This window comes from Bacteroides mediterraneensis (genome assembly GCF_025993685.1).
Classification (GTDB): domain Bacteria; phylum Bacteroidota; class Bacteroidia; order Bacteroidales; family Bacteroidaceae; genus Phocaeicola; species Phocaeicola mediterraneensis_A.
Genome location: NZ_DAJPEN010000001.1, coordinates 1506927 through 1526149, shown reverse-complemented (window position 1 = coordinate 1526149; position 19223 = coordinate 1506927). Strand labels below are relative to the sequence as shown.

The window sequence follows — 19223 nt, the reverse complement described above, 5'->3', positions numbered from 1 at the left end:
TATTATTCGACATTTCGGGCAAGACGGAAGCCGCGCTTGTAGTCCGTATAATCAGCCGGCACAGCCGAACGGTAGGCACTGCGGACATGTTTGGCATAATCATACCAGCCACCGCCACGCGCTACTCTGTTACGGCCGGTTTCAGGACCTGAAGGATTGGGATCAGCAGCATTGGTATAAGCACCGTAATAATCCCAGCACCATTCGCTGACATTGCCGTGCATGTTATACAAGCCCCATGGATTCGGCTCAAACTCATCAACATCCACTGTCTGTCTTCGGTAAGTACCTCCGCCTTCACCCTCAATATATGGGTAACTGCTATACCAGTTGGACTGCTCTACGGTAATGTTGCGTCCCGTGCTGAATGGGGAATCAGTCCCGGCCCGGCAGGCATATTCCCATTCAGCTTCCGTAGGCAGGCGATACCCATTGGCCTCACGGTTCCATGTTACCTCTGTCCCGTCAATGGAATACGCCGGTTCAAGCCCTTCGGACTGGCTCAACTCATTGCAAAAGCGTACGGCGTCGTACCATGAAACCATTTCTACCGGACGATTGTCTCCTTGAAAGTAACTGGGATTTACTCCGGTGACAGAACGATATTCAGTCTGCGACACCTCATATTTGGATATCAGATATGGTCCAACTGTAATCTGGTGTTGCACTTCATCATTTTCCCGCCACCGCTCATCTTCAGGACTCCCCATTGTAAAGGAACCTCCGTTGATTTGTACGAAATCGCCTCGCTCTAACGGCGGGTCAGTCGGTATTACAGGCGGCTGTCCCGGTCCATTTTCTGTATGTGCCTCACTGCATGCTGCAAACATCAGCATACAGACGGCCAATATGCAATCCATTGTCCTCACCATAATTCCATTATTCATATTTGATAATTACTATAATGACAGTATTACAGATTTTTCTCCTTCTCCTCCTAAAAGTTCGAGCATTTCATTCCGACTGGAAACGCCGTCTACCTTTCCAAGACGGGTAAAGTTCCATGAATTGTTGTCATAGTAAATCACAAGATAATTACCCTGATAGAGAATGATATCTCCGGGACCTGTATCATTCTGTCTGTCATTACGTGGAAGAGAAAATCCTAACGGACCGACCTTTTCCATATCATTGTAATCATCCATGCGGACATGTAGATTGCCTTGCTTCAAACGCTTAACAAGTGCTTCACATGATGAGTTCCCATTCAAAGTGACGGTAAACATTCTGTTTCCGACAGTCATTTTGATTTTATTGTTTTCCATATTATTATCTGTTTTTGTATTATTATGTCGGGCTGATTGTCCCAGTACCGGCAGTGTTGCCAGTAACAACATTACCCATAAGACTAAAAAATTCTTCTTCATATCAATTATAAGACTTGTTTATGATATGCCATACAACCGTTCAACTTCCTTAGGGTCATGCAGGTCAAGAATTGTACTGGCTCCGGTATCCATTCGGGCTATCAGTTCCATATCCTCCTGCGACAACGAGAAATCAAAGACTGCAAAGTTCTCGATTATACGTTCTTTCCTGACGGATTTGGGTATCGATACTACTCCTCGCTGAAAATGCCAACGAAGGACTACCTGTGCGGCTGTTTTTCCATATTTCTGCCCGATCCCAACCAGTCTCTTATCCGTGAACAAGCCGTTTTTCCCTTCTGCAAACGGAGCCCATGCCTCAGGCTGTATATGCAGGGATGACATGATTTTCATCGCTTCTGTTTGTTGGGTAAACGGATGCATTTCTATCTGATTGACAGCCGGTACTATCCGTACATTATGGCACAGGTCCAACAAGCGGTCGGGTTCAAAATTACAGACCCCAATGGCACGTACACGACCGGAATTGTAAAGATCTTCCATGGCTCTCCATGCCCCGTAACAGTCTCCGAACGGCATGTGAATGAGATACAGATCAATATAGTCCAATCCCAAACGGACAAGAGACCGCTCGAAAGCCGACAAAGTCTGCTCGTACCCCATTTCGGATATCCATGCCTTGGTCGTAACGAACACTTCTTCGCGTGGCAATCCGCTTCGAACTATTACCTTGCCAACTGCCTCTTCGTTGCCATACACGGACGCCGTATCAATCATACGGTATCCGGCCTGCAATGCTTCAAAAACAGCCTGTTCACATTCTTCCGCATCCGGAATCTGAAATACACCAAATCCGAGAAGAGGCATCCGTACTCCGTTATTCAATATTTTACATTCCATATTCAAGTATTATATGTTATCATTCCGTTCTTTCAAACCTGACTGGTACGTCCCCAGGCACGCTCAATACCTCAATGCCGTCACCGTCAATATGTCCCATTTTTATCAGGTCATTACTGTGTGACCAGCTCTTGCAGAAGATGGCGACATTTCCCCACGGTGCATAAATAGTAATATCTCCGGGCACCGGCGCACAACCTCTTGTTACACCGTCCAGTTCCAACTCCGGATTAGGATAAAAAATCTTTTCCGTAGTGTTGTTGTAGTCATTCAATGTAACCTCCATAGGCAGACGGGACAGCAAGTCGCGTGCAGCAGCATTGTCCTCCATGGTAGCACTAATTGTCTGGCTTCCTACGACAATATTCATTTTTAATGATGTAACATCAGAATTTTCTGGTTCTTCCAGTCCGACACCTATACCTTCAAGCCATTCAGCAACACGTATCTCCATCTGGGACAATGAAGAGGAGGTCAGCAGAAGGGCTTGGTCGAGAATTTCCGAATCGGGACACAGTGTTTCCGCTTCCCTTAGGGAAGAAGATATTCCGCTGCCTCCACTTGTCGCAAAGAGAGCTATGCGTTTTCCTTCCAATTTCGATGCATGGCCGTGCAAAAAGGATTGCATGGTCGTCGCCATGGAACCATACCAGATGGGATAACCGACAAATACAAGGTCGTAACTCTCGAAATCCTCCATGGAAGTCTTAACGGCTGGATAATTCCCTTGCTTAATAGCATCCAGTTCCTCCCTGGCACGTTCGAGCATGGCATTGTAATCCTCTTCAAATGCGGTCTGAGGTTCCACTTCGAGAATATCGCAATCCAGTTGGCCGCGAATTTCATTAGCCATACGTTCGGTATTCCCGCTGCGTGAAGTGAACAATACAAGGTATCGCCCGTTACCTCCGGATGTCGGATCTGTTGGTTCTTCTGAATTGTTGTCATCGGAATCCCCATTCCCGGGATTCTCGGGCTGCTCCGGTATCTCTGGAATAATCGAATCGTCATCAGCAGGACTACACGCCGTCAAGGACAAGAATGTCAAAAACATCAGCGGAATCAGGAATATATTTTTCATTATGTTTCCCTTTCTAATCATGTTTTTTTATTAATTGCTTGATTCAAAGATAAAGAAGGGCCGTATACAGGATGGTATACAAATCCTCGGACAATATACCCCTGTTACGGATTCAATCATAACCGAAATAAATCAGCCCCCATGTAATAGTGGGGGCCGATAACAATTTCTATTTATCAGAATTGATGTCTTCTATCGCCAAGACTCTTCATAGATGCTGACGATATCGGCATCGGTCATCTGTATGCGGTCGCTGGTAAACATCACTCCCATGACTTCACGTGCATTGCGCATGAACTTTTCAGCCTCATTAAAGTATATACCATAATCGGACATCTTCAGGTCGGCCACACCGCACGCCTCTTGTAAGCGGGTAAGTGCAGTAATGAAATCTTCCGGTTTGTCGGCGTCAGGCATACCCATAGCCCGAGCCATACGGATAAAACGCTCGTCACAGGCATGGTTGCGAACAAAATAGGAGAAGTAGGCGCGACTGATCATTATCAGACCGGCACCATGCGGGAGGTTGGGATGGTAGGCCGAGAGGGCATGTTCCATTCCATGCTCGCTGGTAATCAGCGTAAGGCACATGACTACTCCTGACAGTGTATTGCCGAAAGCCACATGGGTGCGGGCTTCCAGGTCGTTACCATCCTGTACGGCTCGTGGCAGGTATTTCGCCAAATTTTCTATGGCAGTCAAAGCATACATATCACTCATCAGGTTGGCTCCGTTGGCGATGTAACCTTCAATGCTGTGGAATAATGCGTCGAAACCCTGAAAAGCAGTGAAACCGGCCGGGACGCTCAGCATCAGTTCCGGATCGACAACTGCTAGACAAGGATAAAGGCTGGGAGCACCAATGAAGGCTTTTTCGTAAGTATCTTCTTTAGTGATAACTCCGGCACTGTCGGTTTCTGAACCCGTACCGGCCGTTGTCGTAATGGCGACAATAGGCAGTGGCGTATTCGGAATAGGTAGTCCCTTGCCGGAACCAACAGCCACATAGTCCCACAAAACGCCATCGTTTGTTGCCATGACAGCGATGGCCTTGGCGCAATCCATAACGCTGCCGCCACCCAATGCCACCAGAAAATCACAGCCAGCAGCACGCGCTGATTCAGCTCCCGCCTCTACATTGGCTACGGTAGGATTGGGGGATACGCCATCAAAGAGAACGGATTCAATACCGGCCAACCGTAACTGCTGTTCGGTACGTTCAAGGTATCCGTTAGCGCGGGTCGATTTGCCATTAGAAATGATAATGAGTGCCTTTTTACCCGGCATAGGCTGTTCTCCCAGTTTATTCAGCATACCTGCGCCAAACAAGACACGGGTGGGAACATACATGTCATAATTCAGATTCGTTTCCATGATTAGTCTTTTTCAGATATTATTATTTCAGTTTATTGTATTCTTCGTCTGTAACAGGCTCCAGCCATTCGTTCGAGGCCTCATCACCTGGAACCTCGAAGGCCAGATGAGCAAACCAGCCGTCAGCCGCCGCACCGTGCCAGTGCTTTACGTTTGCTGGAATATGAATGACTGTTCCCGGAAGAATCTCAACGGCAGGTTTCCCCTCTTCCTGATACCAACCGTGGCCAGCTACCCCGATAAGCATCTGACCACCGCCACTCTTAGCCCGATGTATATGCCAGTTGTTGCGGCATCCGGGTTCAAAAGTCACATTGGATATGTTTACCTGCTCACGCGAAATGGGGGCCAGATAGCTGTTGCCGATAAAATACTGGGCGTAGGCCGTATTTGGTTCGCCAATGGGGAAAATCATCTCGCGTTGGAAAGCGGACTTGGCATCTGCCGCAGCCGCATCATCCGCCCACACATCCTTGGCCAGACGGAAAGCCGCCCATGCCTTGGGCCATCCTGCATAAAAGCCAATGTGAGTAAGAATCTCGGCAATTTCAATGCGTGTGATTCCATTGTTTTTTGCTGACTGGAGATGATAGGTCAGCGATGAATCGGTGATTCCCTGACTGATGAGCGAAGTGATGGTCACCAGACTACGGTCGCGCAGTCCAAGCTTGTCCGTACGGTTCCACACTTCTCCGAAAAGTACATCGTCGTTCAGTTCCGCAAATTTCGGGGCAAACTCCCCAAGCTGGTCGCGGCCAGCCGTCTGCTTGATTTTTTCCTGTGCCATAATTGTTGTTCCATTAATTGCCAGCGCAACAAGCGCTATGATTATCTTTACTTTCATCTGAATTATAATTCATTGTTTTTAGTTCTTTTTCTACTGCAAAATTATCTGAATATAGGACTGTAGCCGGTATATAATTTACCGATATTTCTACCCGAACATTGGATAAAATGGAGATTATACCTTATATACCTGGTATCATGCAATCACTTTTATTTTATCCACTCAATATGCCCCTTATTCGTCCTTTCCGTTATTGATAAATGGACTAGCCTGCTTTCTGAAGTTGATCCGTGCCAATGTTTTACGTTAGCCGGAGTTCTTATAACATCTCCCTTCTTTATCCGAATAACTTCCTGTCCTTCTTCCTGATAGTAACCTTCACCGTCCAATATCAACAATACTTGTTCAGCATCCGGATGTATATGCCATGTATTCCTACTATTGGGGGCGAAAACCAGATGGTTTATATCAAACTTTGTCTGATGGGCTACATCTGAAATATAGACTTTTCCGGTATAATATTCTGACATAACTTGCTCTCCACATTTAAAGACCATATTACCCGTATCCTTTTCTGTATAAGACTCTTTATAACCCTTTTTCAGGATAAATGGTTCCCCGGGATTTAGAATATGAATACGTTCAGGATTGATAATTCTACCTTCAAGACTACGTGGATCAGCATTAAATGGTTTCATATCAGGCGAATCTACAGTTCCCCAATGGGAAAGAATCAAATTCGCATCAGGATAAGTATTAGCAATCTTTATGGCTCCTTCCAATCCTATATGCCAGGAATCATCAGAAAAATCAAAGAAAATGACGTCAGGAGACGGCAACTCAAGGAACTCTGGTAAAAACCGGGAATCACCCGGAGCCCATATTAACCCATCGGGGGTATTGATAAGGAAACCACAATAATCTTCCATCTTATATTCCCTTAACCTTCGAAATTCTTCCATCTCATTTTGCCATAGATGGTAAGCCGGAGTCAGCTTTACACTTACAGGACCTATACGGAATTCATCACCGATACCATGTCCAAAAGATGGCAAACCTTGTTGTCGCATCAAAGTATCTACATAATGTGTACTATGATATTGAAAACAAGCACTTGATAGTCCTGTACATGAAGGTACGCTGTAATGGTCGTTATCACAATGAGTAATGAGTACCGCATCCAGATGTGGAACTTGCTCCGGAGTAATTGGTGCTTGAAATAAAACAGGCATATCAAACCCTTTCAACATGGGATCAATCATAATACAAGTTCCGCGACTATTAATAAAAAATCCCGCATTACCCAACCAGCGGATGACTGTTTCATTTTGAACATTGAATGCTTCTTCCCCAAATGATTGTACAGTAGAGGGAGTAGCCTGACCTTTATTATCATAACGAATTCTCGCCTGTGCCCAGGCTATCTGAATCTGAATGCATAAAATAATAGCTAAAACAAGTTTACTCTTCATATACATATCGCGTCTTATAAATATTCATTGGAATTTTTTTTAACTGCAACAAAGTTAAATGTATGAGAAAAATTGAATGGTAGACAATTCTTTGACATATATACCTGAATTACAGATAACGGGCAATTCATAAAATAAAACGAAGACCCTCATCAATATGATAGTACAACCGTCCGCGATAGCGTCTTGTAGTCTGCCTGTAGTAATTCTAACTTTGCCATAAAATTTTAGATATGGTAAAAATAGAATACTACAGGCAGATTTTTTCTGCTTTTAAAGAATTATGTTCATCTGGCAAACAATCATGCTCCTTTCGTGAATATTGCCGCGGGCATGGTGTCAATTATTACAGGATGTATCTGATATTGAAGGAAGAATACACAAGCTTGAATGATGTTCCCGGATATACAAGAGGAAGTTGTCTGAAGTTTCGTTGTTCTCAGGCTTACGAAGAATTTAAGTCCCTCTGTGCCGATGGCAGACAACCGGGACGCTTTATTGATTATTATAAAGGTTTTGGAATAACAAGGAAACAGATGAAGGACTTTCTGTGGCGCAACAGACTCCGTGTTTCGGATTTGCCCGGATATACAAGTCCCCATACATGTCGAAGTTCCCGGTATAAGGAAATACCTTTTGAGGATGTGATATTTGAGGAAGCCGGTTTTCTTCCTGCAGAAAGCTGCAATGTGATTACTGTCAGGGTAGATGGCAATGTGGAAGTAAGCTTTCCGGAAGATACGGACTTGTCTGTTATTGCGAAGTTTATCCGTAAAATGGGAAAGGAGGTCACTCATGTGGAGCCTTGATTCATGTCTGCATCTGTGGGTCTGTCAGCATCCTGTATCCATGCGTTATGGCATCCGTGGTCTGACACAAATGATATGGTCGTGGAAAGGACATTCTCCGGCTTCGGGGGATGTATATGTGTTTTTCTCACAGGACCGTAAGACCATGAAGGCATTAAAATGGGACGGCGACGGTTTTTTGATGTACACTAAAAGACTGTCCCAAGGGCGTTTCCGTGAGGTGCTGAAAAACGGTGATGGCAGCGTCCGCAGGTTTCAATGGGATGACTTCTACATGCTGATGAGGGGGCTCACACCTGTAAAAGTAACTGTCGAAGAACGCTTTAGAATGGCTGCAAGGTAGTATATATAATATTGATAATCAAATAATTAAATCTATAAGAAGTTGCATAAATCCGCCTTTTTTCGTAACTTTAAAGCATGAAAAAGGATGAACTGATAGAACTTTTGCAACGCCAGAACGGCTTCCTTCAGGGCAAACTGGAGGAAGCCTTATCATCTGTCCGTTCACTGACTTCAGCCAACGAGAGACTGACTGCCACGGTTGAAGAACTGAGAAAGCAGATAACCTCTCTGGAGGAAACTCTCAAAGGAAAGGACATTGAACTCAGCAAGGAAAAAACTGTCCGTCAGGCAATGCGCCGTCTGCAGGAATCTCCCTCGGAAAGACAGACCGGACAGATGCTCCCCAAATCTGATGTTCCTGAACAGAAGATACAAAAGAGACATACAAACAACGGTGCGAAGAAAAAGACACATCCGGAATGTGAGATTGAAACCTTTGATGTAGAACCTGACGACCCGGGGTTTGATCCGGAACTGGCCAGATATATGTGTACATGCGATGTCGTGCGTTATTCAATGGTTCCCATGCGCTTTATCAAGACAATCTATAAGGTCAAGAAGTATGTTCAGAACGGTACAATCTTCAAAGGTTCTGTTCCGGCAACTCCGCTGCTGAACTCCCAATACACTTCCTCTTTTATCGCAGGTCTGGCGGAGTTGCGCTATCTGCACGGAATGCCGCTTGAAAATGCGGTAGAATACTTCCGCTCACACGGCTTCGATCTTGATAAGGGTACCGCCCGGAAGCTTGTCAGCAAAACCAAGGTTCAGCTTGAGAACCTTTATAAGGCTCTTGCAAAGGCAATCCTTGAGGACAACTATATCTGTGGTGATGAGACTTATCAGAAAGTACGTCTGCAGACAGTCACTGATTCAGGGAAGAAAATAAAGAAAGGATATATCTGGGTGTTTGTCGGTATGACCACAGGTCTGGTGTATTTCTTTTATGATGACGGATCACGTTCGGCTGAAGTCTTTGAAAATGAAATAAAAGGATTTAACGGAGCCTTCCAGTGTGACTTTTACTCCGGATACCGTCATATCGGAATCGGCAATCTGAAAGGAATAAAAAGACTTCCATGCCTGCAGCATATAAAACGGAAGTTTCTGGATATAAAGGATAGTACTATTGCCCAGCAAATGGCCAAGCGCTTCGGCCTATTGTATCACTTCGAGCATAAACACAAAACAGGAAAGGACGGATGGACTGACGAGGACCACCTTCAGTGGAGGCAACGCTACTCAAAAGTGATGATTGAAAAAATCTACAGAGGATTGATTGAGATTAAAGACCGTCCGGGGATACCTCCTGATGATTCTCTTAATGCCGCCGCCGATTATGCGCTGAAACAGTGGCATGAAATACCGGCAATCTTCTCTTCTCCTAAATACAGGCTTGACAACAATGAAGTTGAACGAATAAACAGGTATATATCACTGACACGAAGACGTCTGACAATAGGCTCTCATACAGGAGCCGAAGTGGCGGTGTTATACCACTCATTAGCCATAACATGCCATAGATGTGGAATAAACATCTTTGAATACTTCTGCGACATTATAGACCGTTGTGCCGCATGGCCTCCTAATACTCCTATAGATAAATATCGTGATTTGCTTCCGGATAGATGGAAGAAGATGAAAAGATAGCCGCCCAAAAATCTGGAAGGCTATCTTTTTATGTGGTGAACGCTATCGCGGACGGTTGTACATATGATAAAGAGTCTTCGTTTCAATATCAATAAATAACCATGTGAATTATCATCAGTCAGCAGCACGGAACTTGTATGTTTTAGAAGCATTGTTTGTAACCAACTGCACAATGTAAATTCCAGCAGGAATGTTATTAATAACTTTTTCGTCGGTTTGCATTACTTTACTACCATTTACGTTGAATATAGAAACATAATCTATGTTCCCTGAAACAAAGAGTTGACCGGAACGATATTGCAAGTTGGGACTATTGCCCATATTCATATTGATAATTCCAGTTGAGGTATTTTCATAATTAATTTCCTTAAGCCATTCTGAAAGCATAGAATGACAATTTTCAGTTTGTGAAGAACGTATCCACAGGCTTGGACTCATGAAATTCCCGTCAGGAATAAGGCGTTTTGCATCAGCTTCTACACCGCTGATGCCGCTACTGGCGCTGGAGACAATAAGACCTATACGTTTGCCTGCCATCTGAGAACCGTAAGTAAACAGAAATGTCTGCAAAGGTGCAGCCATATTACTCCACCATAAAGGAGCACCTATAATAATGGTATCATATTCATCAAGATTGTTGATTGAGGTCTTAATTGCCGGATATGAATCCGGATTGGCAGAATCATTTCTAATGGCAGCAATCAACGCACTGCCAAGAGCATAATTGTTTGCTGCATAATCCAGCCCTTCTTCTGCTGGTTCTATGCGCAAAACGTCAGCCTCAATTTGTGTCTGCAAGTCACTGACAATTCGGTGAACATTGTTTGTATAACTGTAATAAACGATCAGTGTTTTTGCCTGTAAAGTACAAACACAGCACATGATAACTAAAAATAATATTAGCTTTTTCATATTGAAATGTAGTTTTAATGCGAATTATTTGTGATTATTTACCCATGGTCTCTTTTACACGAGCCAGCAGGTTGGGAATATCCAACCCTTGCGGACATTTCTCCAGACAAGCCCCACAATTAACACAGGCCGAAGCCGGTGCTCCTCTTTGAATGGGAGACATGGCAATCGTATAGTCCGACATAGCTCGTTTCATATCCTTATGTACCAGATAATTATTGTACACATACGCGAAAATGTATCCGATGGCTACATTATGTGGACAAGGAATACACTGATAACATCCTGTACAGTCAATATGACCCGGAGTCTCTCGAAATGCACGAATGGCAGCGCCTAATGCTTCCCGATCGTCAGGTGCCAACATATTGGGACGGGCTTTGGAAGCATATTTCAAGTTGGCCTCCACATCGGCCATGGAATTCATCCCGCTGACCGCTACACTCACTTCTGGAATATCCCACAGGTAGTCGAGAGCCCATTCCACATCCGGCTTTTCTACTCCGGTAGAACGAAGTGCATCACGCATTGACTGGGGAAGATTGGCCAAAAATCCGGTACGTACAGGCTTCATTACGGCAACACCCATACCGTTCGCTGCCGCGTACTTCGGACCTAATACGCCAGCTTCGTATTCATAATCGAGATAGTTATGTTGAATCAGGCAGAAATCCCAAGCTGATGATGCCTCGACCACCTTTTTAAAAAGCTGGAGGCGGTCATGGAACGAGAATCCCATGAAACGGATTTTTCCGTCGGCCTTTAGTTTCTCCATTTTCTCAATCAGTTTATAAGGAACCACCTTCTCGTTCCAGCCTCGATGCATGATCATGTGGATGTGGTAGAAGTCAATGACATCCGTTCCGATGGCACGGCGCGACTCATCAAAGAACTTCTCAAAATCCTCCGGCCGTTCCATGGCCCACCACGGAGATTTGGAGGTGACATAGACACGGTCACGCCATCCTCCCGCGAGTGCCTTTCCGACAGCCTGTTCACTCTGTCCGTTCAGGTAGACACGCCCAGTATCAATATAGTTTACACCACCTTCAATTGCCCGACGTACCATGGCCACACTTTGGTCAAAATCCACACTTCCGTTTGCTTGCATCGGCAATCGGAGCATACCAAACCCCAATGCGGAAACATCAACTCCGGTACGTCCCATTGGACGATACTGCATCCTTGGATTATAATTCAAAATTTTGCCTGACAATTCTTCTTGGACAACCCTCTTTTCTGCCTCATCAGCCAATACTCTTGGCCCTAACAGAGCACCGGCCGCTAATGTCAGACCTGTCCGCTTGAAAAAATCTCTTCTATCCATAATATATTCATTTTAATCATTCAAACCGATTAACATAGCGGGATTATCCCGTACCAACCTATTGATTTCCGTTGTTGTAAAACCGGCTTTATCCAAATCTTTAATACATTGTTTCATTCCTGCTATTGGGTGAGGCATAACTGACTGGCCTAAATCTGTAGAAATAAAACCTCTATCAGAAGATACACGAACAAGATCTGCGAATGTCCCGGTAGACTGACGTTCATATTGAGGCATTCCGCTATTTTCTCCCCATAGGCATGGCAGATAGCAATATTCGATGTATGCTCCCAAATCAACACACTGACGTATCTGATCGGAAGTCATCATCCAGAAATGGGAATTGGCATGTGTTACTACGAATCGTTTCACACCAATCTCTGACGCTTTTCGTGCCAGAATGATACTTTCCTGCGGCGAACAGTGACCGGTGGCAAAAATAATATCTGCCTCGGCACATATTTCCATGACCCGTATAACTTCAGGTAGGACTTGTCCTGAACGGTCCAGAACAGGAATGCCTTTTTCTTTTCTTCCTTCACATCGATAATGATACTCCGCATCCAGTGTTGGCATCCAAATGCAACGACACAGGCCCCCAGAAGTAGCAACAGCTTTTTCGGCAGCATACGCATTTACACGATCGCCGTGAACACGGTTCATGCATAAACTTCCAAACACTTCAATGTCCGAAATTCCCTGACGTATCAGATAAGCTCGGTCATGGCAACTGAAATCGTTGGATTTATACATAATTGCCCGGTATCCGGCTTTTTGGGCTTCTTGGGCGAAATGCCATTCGTCAACCGACCGCATTCGACTGTCCGGAGCAGCATGAATATGAATATCACATATTCCTTTCAGTATACTGTCGGATTCATTTAGTTCGTAATCCGTCTTGCGTTCCTGCATTATATAATTACCGGCCTTTAAGGGGAGAATTCCAGATAACATTAATGACCCTCCAGCCAGTATCGAATCCTTCAAAAAGGCCCTACGAGACATATCCTTTTCTGTATCCATAAAACTGCATTTTAATGACTTATGCAAAATTAGCCTGATTCACATAGGAGGGTTGTATACAATTTCTCGATATTTATACCCTAATCATGGATACTGTAATAGAGAAAGTATATATTCAAAATAGAAACATTATATTTGCAACAACGATAATACCTTGCGATATGGAAGAATTAATTAAACTGGATAGCGTCGATAAGTATAACAAGTTGTTCGGGTTGGAAACATTGCATCCTATGGTTGCAGTCGTCGATTTGTCAAAAGCAACCGTATGGCCGGAACATTTTAAAATCAATTATGGAGTATATGCCCTGTTCCTGAAAGATACAAAATGCGGAGATATTACCTATGGCCGTCAGCCTTACGATTACAAAGAAGGAACCATTGTCTGTTTTGCTCCAGGACAGGTTGCTGCTATAGAAATGTTGAAAGATACCAGACCAACGGCGCACGGCGTATTGTTCCATCCTGATTTTATTCGTGGAACAATGTTGGGACAAGAAATCAAGAAGTATTCTTTCTTCTCATACGAGACACGTGAAGCCCTCCATTTGTCTGAAACAGAACGCGAGACCATCATGGATTGTTTTCGTAAGATTGAGACCGAACTGGAACATAATATTGACAAACACAGCCGAAGGTTGATAACTGCCAATATCGGATTATTACTCGATTATTGTATGCGCTTCTATGAACGCCAGTTTACTACTCGTGAGGTATCCAATAAGGATGTGGTTGTCCGTTTTGAACGTCTGCTTGATGAATACTTTGACAGCAAAGCTCCACAAGAGAACGGTCTGCCAAGCGTGAAATACTTTGCAGACAAGGTTTTTCTTTCACCCAATTATTTCGGAGACATGATCAGCAAACAGACAGGAAAGACTGTCACGGAATATATTCAGGACAAGCTGATAGGCCGTGCAAAGGAGTTACTGCTCTCTACTTCTAAACCTATGAGTGAGATAGCATATAGTCTCGGATTCCAATATCCGCAACACATGAGCCGTATGTTCAAACGGATAGTTGGAATTACTCCAAATGAATTCAGAATACAGGGTGCTTAAATATTAGTATCATAGAACAATAGGATTCACTTTCATTGTGGAGAGGTTCAGGTACAGTCCCTGATGCTCGATCATGCCGTTGCGGAACATTTTCCACAGGATGTTGCAGCCGAGCTGTGCCAGTGTGGAGTTGATGAACAGCTCCTGCTTTTCCAGAGCCTCTGCCAGTGAGCAGCTCGGTCCCGAGTCCTTCTCCTTTACTTTCGCGTATTTCACGTAGCGGGTAATCATTTTCAGTGACTCCACCGTTTCGTACAGCTTAGATGCCGGTTGTTTGATTTTCTTCGATACGGTTCCGAGGACGACTTGTCCCGTATCCTGCGTATTCCCGAAGTCCATCCAGTACAGGGGTGTCTCGTAGCTTCTGTATTCCGAAACCGGCACGGCTTTCAGTATGTTCCACAGGTCGAGACAGGATTTGATGTTGTCCAAATTGTCCCGCCGGATATCTTTCAGGAGAATCAACATAGATGTGTGGTACCTCTGTCCAGTCGGCATTTGTGACAGTACTGATAGTCTGCTTTGTCCAAACTCGCCACACACTCACCCAATGTAGCGAACCCTGTCATACAGCAGGCAGTATTGATACCGCGACGTACCAGGTTTATGTTTGTTGTTTCTGCCTTGATTTCGCGTATCCGCTTACGTTCATGTACCAAAACGGCGACCATACAGCCAATGACCGCCAAAAGGATGACATAACCTAATAGAAATTTAGACTGTAGTAACAGCTTCATTTTCTTAAATTATAATGTTCATTGTGGTCATAATACTTTTTACAAATAAGATTCTGTCCTGCCAAGATTGCATTAACATTCTCTACAAATGGGATATAATTAGCAATTTTATAATGTGAATCAGGGTAATCCTTATTGATGCGTACCAATGTGACGTTTCTCTTTTGGACCGCCAGTTTCTCAAACGGAAAACGGACGATGGTCGGAGTATTGAAACCTACGCCGAGTTCCAGCAGAAGCGTATTGCCATCGCAAGCCTTTTCCATATAGTCCTGATAGCGTTCATAGCTTGCGTACCATTGGTTATCCTGCACAAAATAACGGTCTTTCCGTACATGCACATCCATTTTCCCACCGCATACCGGACAACGGGGAACAAGCCCAGAAGGAAGCCCGCATCATGGACTGTTGCTTTTCCAGTGTATCGGGTATCTGCCATCCGACATATTCTTTCCGCTCGGCGAGTAACGTGCGAAGTATGAACCGCAGATTATCAATCCTGGCTTTCGTATTCATAATGCTCAAAAGTGGGAGGTGTTGGGGTCAAATCATAATAGTCCAATCTGGTGACAGGCAAACGAAAATAAACTAAATCCGTATATCGCTTGTACAGACGGGGTAAAACTGGATTGTCCGCATAAATTTCACGGGCCAATCCATCAGGAACATCAAACATGGCACGCCCGGTCACCCGTACAGATATGTTCCCATCCATGGCAAGCAACTCTATATTGGGGTTTTCTTGCAGTTGCCGATACACTTCTTTGTGCGGAGAAGTAGCAAAATACAGGGTATGCCCTTCCTGCTTCATGATTTGGAATACCCGGATTTTGGGTTTGTTCTGTTCTACGGTAGCAAATGCCACATCTTTATGCTTGCTTAAAAAATCAAATACTTTTTCCATAATTGAATCTCGTTTATTCCTTGCTTGAAAAAGGCTTCGGATGGTACCTGAATGTCATACCATCCGAAGCATCATGCACAATATGTCTTATTCTTATTTGTAGAGGGCTTTGCCCAAATCTTCCAGTCCGGCTTCTCCTGGCAGACCGGGATAAGCTTTTTTCATTGCATCCACAAAATCCTGAGAAGATTTGTTTGCTGTCAATATTTCTTTCATTTTCTTCAGATATGCGATTTTGAACTCAACTGCATCGCGTTTTGCTGCACCTCCGTGTCCACCGATGAACAGTTCAGCACCCGAAGCAAGAGACTTTTCAGCTTCAGCAATTTCGGCATCGATAGCTGCCGGAGAAGAAATCTGTAAATGGCTGACATGCGCCTTTACCGGAGTCCAGTGCGTATAATAGGCCTTGCCTCCAATCAGGAGGCTGGCAGCGGGAAAGTCGCTGGATGCTCCATGGCGAAACTCGAACGTAACTCCTGCCCATGTCTGTGTTGTGCCGAACGGTACTTCAGTTACATCTCCCGTAGGCAACTCGGTCATCGTGTCACCCCACATTTGCTCAAAGCCTTTCATCATACCGCCATAAATAGGGCCTTTGGAGAACTCTTCCATTCCTTCTGCCATGATTTGGGCGTAGTTGCCACTTCCTCCAAGATGGTAATCGGAAATGATTTTCTCGATAGGCTTGCCTAATTTCTCGATGTAAATGTTGAATTCTGCCACATTGTCCTTGAAAAGCGGATGTTCCATGGTAACAAGCGAATCCTTGCCTTCAATGATGTAACTTGCATCTGCCATTACATCATTGGTGTGATACACATGCAACTTGAAATTACCGAGGTCATGCACCTCGAAGCGTCCCTTAGTCTGTGCCATAACTGTAATCGTTAAGAGATTGAACAAAATAAATAATACCTTTTTCATTGTTTATGCCTTTAATTTGAGTTATACAATAGTTTGCTTAATATCCGATGGTGAAACGCTCATAATGGTGTTTCGGGTTTTCCAGTTCATCAACCATCGCAACAGCGTAATCCTCCACGGAAATATGGCTGTTCCCGTTCTCGTCTACGATAAGATCATCTTTGCCCAGACGGAATTTTCCGGTACGCTTGCCGGGCTCCAGTGTTCCGGCGGGTGAGAAGAAAATCCAATCAATGTCCTTTTCATTCATCAATGTGTTCAAATAGAATTCGCCGAGAGACTTGACACCGCCCATGATGGCATCCGGAATAGCACCGGAATCTACCACACGAAGTCCCGGGGCACAGAATAAAGTGCCTGCTCCACCTACACACAACAGCCTTTTCGCACCCGACCGTTTGGCTGCTTCCAATATCAACGGATAATTACGCAAAGTTTCCTCGTAGATATCAGGATTTGCCCAGCCCGGATTGTATGCGCTGATAATCGCATCCTTGTCTTTGCAGGCTTCAGTCATTGCATCCGTATCAGATACGTCTGCCTTTACAATTCTCAAATTGGAATTTGATACGTTAATCTTCTCGGGATTACGTACGACGGCTGTTACTTTGTGACCTCTTGACAGCAATTCGTTCAGGATGGCGGTTCCAACAAATCCGCTCGCTCCAATCAATGTTACATTTTTCATGACCTGATGTATTAAAAAGTTTATTACTCACTAAAAGTGTCTTTGTTTCTTTTACACTGCAAAAGTAGAAAGAGTTTTTCATCCACACAAGTAGACACTTGAACATCAGATACTTACTTAGAGGTAACCATTGCTTGTTATCAGGTATTTACAAGCAGAAATATTTTTGAAAAAAAGTTTTTTGCAGTTTAAAAGGAATTTGCTTACCTTTGTAGAGTGAATTGAAATATATTATTTTATGGATAGAACAACAATAGAAGATGCGGTATTTCCGGATTGTCCGATACGGAATATCCTGGCAAAACTTTGCGACAAATGGTCACTTCTGGTCATATATACACTGAATAAGGCTGGTATGGAAACGGTTCGGTTCAAAGAGTTGCAGCGTGAGATTCCAGACATATCTCAAAAAATGTTGACAGTAACTTTGAGAACATTGGAAGATGACGGGTATGTTACCCGCACAGTATATCCCGAAGTCCCTCCCAGGGTTGAATATGCATTGACCGAAAGGACACGTTCTTTACTTCCACATATTAATGCTCTGATTGGATGGGCATTGGAAAATAAGGATGCGATTATAAAAGACAGAAGAAGAGCCAATAAAAAATAATGAATATAGTTTATTTGGCCTACTAAGCGTGAAATACTTTGCAGACAAGGTTTTTCTTTCACCCAATTATTTCGGTGACATGATCAGCAAGCAGACCGGAAAAACTGTCACGGAATATATTCAGGACAAGCTGATAGGCCATGCTAAAGAGTCACTGCTCTCTACATCCAAACGCCTATGAGCGAGATAGCTTACAGTCTCGGATTCCAATATCCACAACACATGAGCCGCATGTTCAAACGTATAGTGGGAATCACCCCGAATGAATTCAGAGCTCAAGGAGCATGATTTTTATCCATATGTTATGGAAATATTTGTAATATTTTAGATTCCAATTATACTCCAAATTCAAATAATAAGCTATCCCTTACATCAAAGATAAATCCCAATCCTGATTTGCCAGCCGCATTTATTCCTTTTTTCAGGAGAATTTTCTTTATGGCTTACGCCATGAAAATTCACCTGAAAAAGAATGCGGCGGCAAACGGATTAGAATTAAAGGAAAGATTACAGGGATTAACTGCGACCGACGTAACGCATAGCCGTGAATCAAAGGCGGCTATCCTTATATTCCATATATGACCTCACAAATACTGTGAAAACCCACCTTCCCAAATAACAAAACATAGCTCCCAAAATAAGACAGGGATTTCAGCTCCCTCCGATCTGCATAGTCCGGTGGCTTAGCTATGCTTTTACTTATACTCTTCCTACTTCCTTTTAAAGACTTTGCCAATTTTTCCGAATCTATGGCATCCATCTTCATTACATGGTCATATTGAGATGTAGGAACATCCGCAGCATGGATGATCATGCACTCTATTCCGTATTCTTTCAAGGCATAATAGGTAGAGTATCCACTGAAGCCACTTTCATATACAGCCTGATATTTCCCATCAGGATAATGTTTCTTCAAATGTTCAAAGAGCTCTTTTGCCGAAGGTTTCTGAGAATGTGTCCTCTTATAACCCGATTCAGTCATTATAGTCACACTCCAGCTCTTCAGATGCACGTCAATACCTATGTAGATATTTTGACCATTGAAATTTATTTTCTTACTTTGTGCCATAGGTGTAATATTTAGGATTACTAATTCATTGATAAACTCTCATTTACAAAGTTAGTAATTCAATTATTACGCCTATTCTTCTTTCCTAAATCATCGGTCGGGGAGCGCCCAGCGGCAAGGGGCGGGACCACCCGTCCCGACGAGCGACTTTAATCAGACTTTACAAACATAGTATCTTTTATGTAGACTTAAAAACGCCTAAGCATAAATACCCAT

At 43.8% G+C, this 19223-nt stretch carries 21 protein-coding genes and 2 pseudogenes; 6 read left to right on the top strand and 17 right to left on the bottom strand.

Annotation, left to right across the window (positions count from 1 at the left end):
- Positions 1–2: 2 nt before the first annotated feature.
- The 7 genes from OIM59_RS06240 to OIM59_RS06210 all read right to left on the bottom strand — a co-directional run bounded on the left by OIM59_RS06240 (position 3) and on the right by OIM59_RS06210 (position 6942).
- Positions 3–887, bottom strand: a complete 885-nt coding sequence (locus tag OIM59_RS06240) for a formylglycine-generating enzyme family protein (RefSeq protein ID WP_303895736.1) — start codon at positions 885–887, stop codon at positions 3–5.
- A gap of 12 nt (positions 888–899) precedes the next feature.
- On the bottom strand, positions 900–1265 hold the full coding sequence (locus tag OIM59_RS06235; protein WP_303895735.1) for a cyclophilin-like fold protein: 366 nt from the start codon (positions 1263–1265) through the stop codon (positions 900–902).
- A gap of 120 nt (positions 1266–1385) precedes the next feature.
- The gene (locus OIM59_RS06230; RefSeq protein WP_303895734.1) at positions 1386–2228 is read right to left on the bottom strand and encodes an aldo/keto reductase; all 843 of its coding nucleotides are present in this window, start codon (positions 2226–2228) and stop codon (positions 1386–1388) included.
- Positions 2229–2247: 19 nt separating this feature from the next.
- Positions 2248–3309 carry a cyclophilin-like fold protein gene (locus OIM59_RS06225; RefSeq protein ID WP_303895733.1) on the bottom strand — a complete coding sequence of 354 codons (1062 nt, stop codon included), beginning with the start codon at positions 3307–3309 and terminating at the stop codon, positions 2248–2250.
- Between the two features lie 192 nt (positions 3310–3501).
- A complete protein-coding gene (locus OIM59_RS06220) occupies positions 3502–4683 on the bottom strand; it encodes an iron-containing alcohol dehydrogenase (RefSeq protein WP_303895732.1) in 1182 nt (393 codons plus the stop codon).
- A 22-nt stretch (positions 4684–4705) separates the two neighbouring features.
- The gene (locus tag OIM59_RS06215) at positions 4706–5527 is read right to left on the bottom strand and encodes a carboxymuconolactone decarboxylase family protein (RefSeq protein ID WP_299168375.1); all 822 of its coding nucleotides are present in this window, start codon (positions 5525–5527) and stop codon (positions 4706–4708) included.
- A gap of 152 nt (positions 5528–5679) precedes the next feature.
- Positions 5680–6942, bottom strand: coding sequence for an MBL fold metallo-hydrolase (locus tag OIM59_RS06210; RefSeq protein ID WP_299168377.1), 1263 nt, complete (start codon positions 6940–6942; stop codon positions 5680–5682).
- Positions 6943–7175: 233 nt separating this feature from the next.
- On the opposite strand from OIM59_RS06210, the gene OIM59_RS06205 reads away from it, so the two are divergent.
- The 3 genes from OIM59_RS06205 to OIM59_RS06195 all read left to right on the top strand — a co-directional run bounded on the left by OIM59_RS06205 (position 7176) and on the right by OIM59_RS06195 (position 9746).
- Positions 7176–7751 carry a hypothetical protein gene (locus OIM59_RS06205; protein WP_303894447.1) on the top strand — a complete coding sequence of 192 codons (576 nt, stop codon included), beginning with the start codon at positions 7176–7178 and terminating at the stop codon, positions 7749–7751.
- On the top strand, positions 7738–8094 hold the full coding sequence (tnpB, locus tag OIM59_RS06200; protein WP_177865198.1) for an IS66 family insertion sequence element accessory protein TnpB: 357 nt from the start codon (positions 7738–7740) through the stop codon (positions 8092–8094). Before OIM59_RS06205 ends, tnpB begins: the two co-directional genes overlap by 14 nt.
- Before the next feature lie 77 nt (positions 8095–8171).
- Complete coding sequence (locus tag OIM59_RS06195; protein WP_299170862.1) at positions 8172–9746, top strand: IS66 family transposase; 1575 nt, start codon at positions 8172–8174, stop codon at positions 9744–9746.
- Between the two features lie 114 nt (positions 9747–9860).
- Here OIM59_RS06195 and OIM59_RS06190 read toward each other — a convergent pair whose 3' ends face one another.
- Genes OIM59_RS06190 through OIM59_RS06180 form a run of 3 tightly spaced genes read right to left on the bottom strand, consistent with a single transcriptional unit; the run spans position 9861 to position 13008 of the window.
- The gene (locus OIM59_RS06190; RefSeq protein WP_299168379.1) at positions 9861–10658 is read right to left on the bottom strand and encodes a flavodoxin; all 798 of its coding nucleotides are present in this window, start codon (positions 10656–10658) and stop codon (positions 9861–9863) included.
- A gap of 34 nt (positions 10659–10692) precedes the next feature.
- Positions 10693–11985, bottom strand: coding sequence for an aldo/keto reductase (locus OIM59_RS06185; RefSeq protein WP_303895730.1), 1293 nt, complete (start codon positions 11983–11985; stop codon positions 10693–10695).
- Between the two features lie 12 nt (positions 11986–11997).
- The gene (locus tag OIM59_RS06180) at positions 11998–13008 is read right to left on the bottom strand and encodes a DUF6282 family protein (RefSeq protein WP_299168385.1); all 1011 of its coding nucleotides are present in this window, start codon (positions 13006–13008) and stop codon (positions 11998–12000) included.
- A gap of 161 nt (positions 13009–13169) precedes the next feature.
- Between OIM59_RS06180 and OIM59_RS06175 the strand changes: the two genes are divergently transcribed.
- Positions 13170–14069: an AraC family transcriptional regulator gene (locus OIM59_RS06175; protein ID WP_299168386.1), complete on the top strand. Its 900-nt coding sequence runs from the start codon at positions 13170–13172 to the stop codon at positions 14067–14069.
- Positions 14070–14078: 9 nt separating this feature from the next.
- On the opposite strand, the pseudogene OIM59_RS06170 reads toward OIM59_RS06175, so the two are convergent.
- From OIM59_RS06170 to OIM59_RS06145, 6 genes and pseudogenes are all read right to left on the bottom strand, one after another.
- Positions 14079–14528 (bottom strand): annotated as a pseudogene (locus tag OIM59_RS06170) (hypothetical protein); the annotation flags it as partial.
- Between the two features lie 2 nt (positions 14529–14530).
- Positions 14531–14806, bottom strand: coding sequence for a hypothetical protein (locus OIM59_RS06165; RefSeq protein ID WP_303895729.1), 276 nt, complete (start codon positions 14804–14806; stop codon positions 14531–14533).
- On the bottom strand, positions 14803–15153 hold the full coding sequence (locus tag OIM59_RS06160) for a hypothetical protein (RefSeq protein ID WP_303895728.1): 351 nt from the start codon (positions 15151–15153) through the stop codon (positions 14803–14805). Before OIM59_RS06160 ends, OIM59_RS06165 begins: the two co-directional genes overlap by 4 nt.
- Before the next feature lie 146 nt (positions 15154–15299).
- The gene (locus tag OIM59_RS06155; protein ID WP_299168393.1) at positions 15300–15710 is read right to left on the bottom strand and encodes a pyridoxamine 5'-phosphate oxidase family protein; all 411 of its coding nucleotides are present in this window, start codon (positions 15708–15710) and stop codon (positions 15300–15302) included.
- A 93-nt stretch (positions 15711–15803) separates the two neighbouring features.
- Positions 15804–16589, bottom strand: a complete 786-nt coding sequence (locus tag OIM59_RS06150; protein WP_367278132.1) for a hypothetical protein — start codon at positions 16587–16589, stop codon at positions 15804–15806.
- 85 nt (positions 16590–16674) lie between these two features.
- Positions 16675–17325, bottom strand: a complete 651-nt coding sequence (locus OIM59_RS06145) for an NAD(P)-dependent oxidoreductase (RefSeq protein ID WP_299168396.1) — start codon at positions 17323–17325, stop codon at positions 16675–16677.
- Positions 17326–17563: 238 nt separating this feature from the next.
- On the opposite strand from OIM59_RS06145, the gene OIM59_RS06140 reads away from it, so the two are divergent.
- Both OIM59_RS06140 and OIM59_RS06135 read left to right on the top strand, forming a co-directional pair.
- Entirely contained in the window at positions 17564–17938 is a 375-nt protein-coding gene (locus OIM59_RS06140) for a helix-turn-helix domain-containing protein (RefSeq protein WP_299168398.1), read from the top strand.
- Between the two features lie 16 nt (positions 17939–17954).
- A pseudogene (locus OIM59_RS06135) lies at positions 17955–18226 on the top strand (helix-turn-helix domain-containing protein); the annotation flags it as partial.
- Between the two features lie 277 nt (positions 18227–18503).
- Here OIM59_RS06135 and OIM59_RS06130 read toward each other — a convergent pair.
- Positions 18504–19007: a transposase gene (locus OIM59_RS06130; protein ID WP_299168400.1), complete on the bottom strand. Its 504-nt coding sequence runs from the start codon at positions 19005–19007 to the stop codon at positions 18504–18506.
- Positions 19008–19223 lie beyond the last annotated feature (216 nt).

Coding starts and splice junctions, on each gene's coding strand:
- OIM59_RS06160 (WP_303895728.1), bottom strand. CDS start 15,153: ATGGATGTGCATGTACGGAAAGACCGTTATTTTGTGCAGGATAACCAA.
- OIM59_RS06230 (WP_303895734.1), bottom strand. CDS start 2,228: ATGGAATGTAAAATATTGAATAACGGAGTACGGATGCCTCTTCTCGGA.
- OIM59_RS06225 (WP_303895733.1), bottom strand. CDS start 3,309: ATGAAAAATATATTCCTGATTCCGCTGATGTTTTTGACATTCTTGTCC.
- OIM59_RS06165 (WP_303895729.1), bottom strand. CDS start 14,806: ATGAAGCTGTTACTACAGTCTAAATTTCTATTAGGTTATGTCATCCTT.
- OIM59_RS06240 (WP_303895736.1), bottom strand. CDS start 887: ATGAATAATGGAATTATGGTGAGGACAATGGATTGCATATTGGCCGTC.
- OIM59_RS06195 (WP_299170862.1), top strand. CDS start 8,172: ATGAAAAAGGATGAACTGATAGAACTTTTGCAACGCCAGAACGGCTTC.
- OIM59_RS06220 (WP_303895732.1), bottom strand. CDS start 4,683: ATGGAAACGAATCTGAATTATGACATGTATGTTCCCACCCGTGTCTTG.
- OIM59_RS06150 (WP_367278132.1), bottom strand. CDS start 16,589: ATGGCACAGACTAAGGGACGCTTCGAGGTGCATGACCTCGGTAATTTC.
- OIM59_RS06210 (WP_299168377.1), bottom strand. CDS start 6,942: ATGAAGAGTAAACTTGTTTTAGCTATTATTTTATGCATTCAGATTCAG.
- OIM59_RS06140 (WP_299168398.1), top strand. CDS start 17,564: ATGGATAGAACAACAATAGAAGATGCGGTATTTCCGGATTGTCCGATA.
- OIM59_RS06180 (WP_299168385.1), bottom strand. CDS start 13,008: ATGGATACAGAAAAGGATATGTCTCGTAGGGCCTTTTTGAAGGATTCG.
- OIM59_RS06185 (WP_303895730.1), bottom strand. CDS start 11,985: ATGGATAGAAGAGATTTTTTCAAGCGGACAGGTCTGACATTAGCGGCC.
- OIM59_RS06175 (WP_299168386.1), top strand. CDS start 13,170: ATGGAAGAATTAATTAAACTGGATAGCGTCGATAAGTATAACAAGTTG.
- OIM59_RS06205 (WP_303894447.1), top strand. CDS start 7,176: ATGGTAAAAATAGAATACTACAGGCAGATTTTTTCTGCTTTTAAAGAA.
- OIM59_RS06190 (WP_299168379.1), bottom strand. CDS start 10,658: ATGAAAAAGCTAATATTATTTTTAGTTATCATGTGCTGTGTTTGTACT.
- OIM59_RS06130 (WP_299168400.1), bottom strand. CDS start 19,007: ATGGCACAAAGTAAGAAAATAAATTTCAATGGTCAAAATATCTACATA.
- tnpB (WP_177865198.1), top strand. CDS start 7,738: ATGTGGAGCCTTGATTCATGTCTGCATCTGTGGGTCTGTCAGCATCCT.
- OIM59_RS06215 (WP_299168375.1), bottom strand. CDS start 5,527: ATGAAAGTAAAGATAATCATAGCGCTTGTTGCGCTGGCAATTAATGGA.
- OIM59_RS06155 (WP_299168393.1), bottom strand. CDS start 15,710: ATGGAAAAAGTATTTGATTTTTTAAGCAAGCATAAAGATGTGGCATTT.
- OIM59_RS06235 (WP_303895735.1), bottom strand. CDS start 1,265: ATGGAAAACAATAAAATCAAAATGACTGTCGGAAACAGAATGTTTACC.
- OIM59_RS06145 (WP_299168396.1), bottom strand. CDS start 17,325: ATGAAAAATGTAACATTGATTGGAGCGAGCGGATTTGTTGGAACCGCC.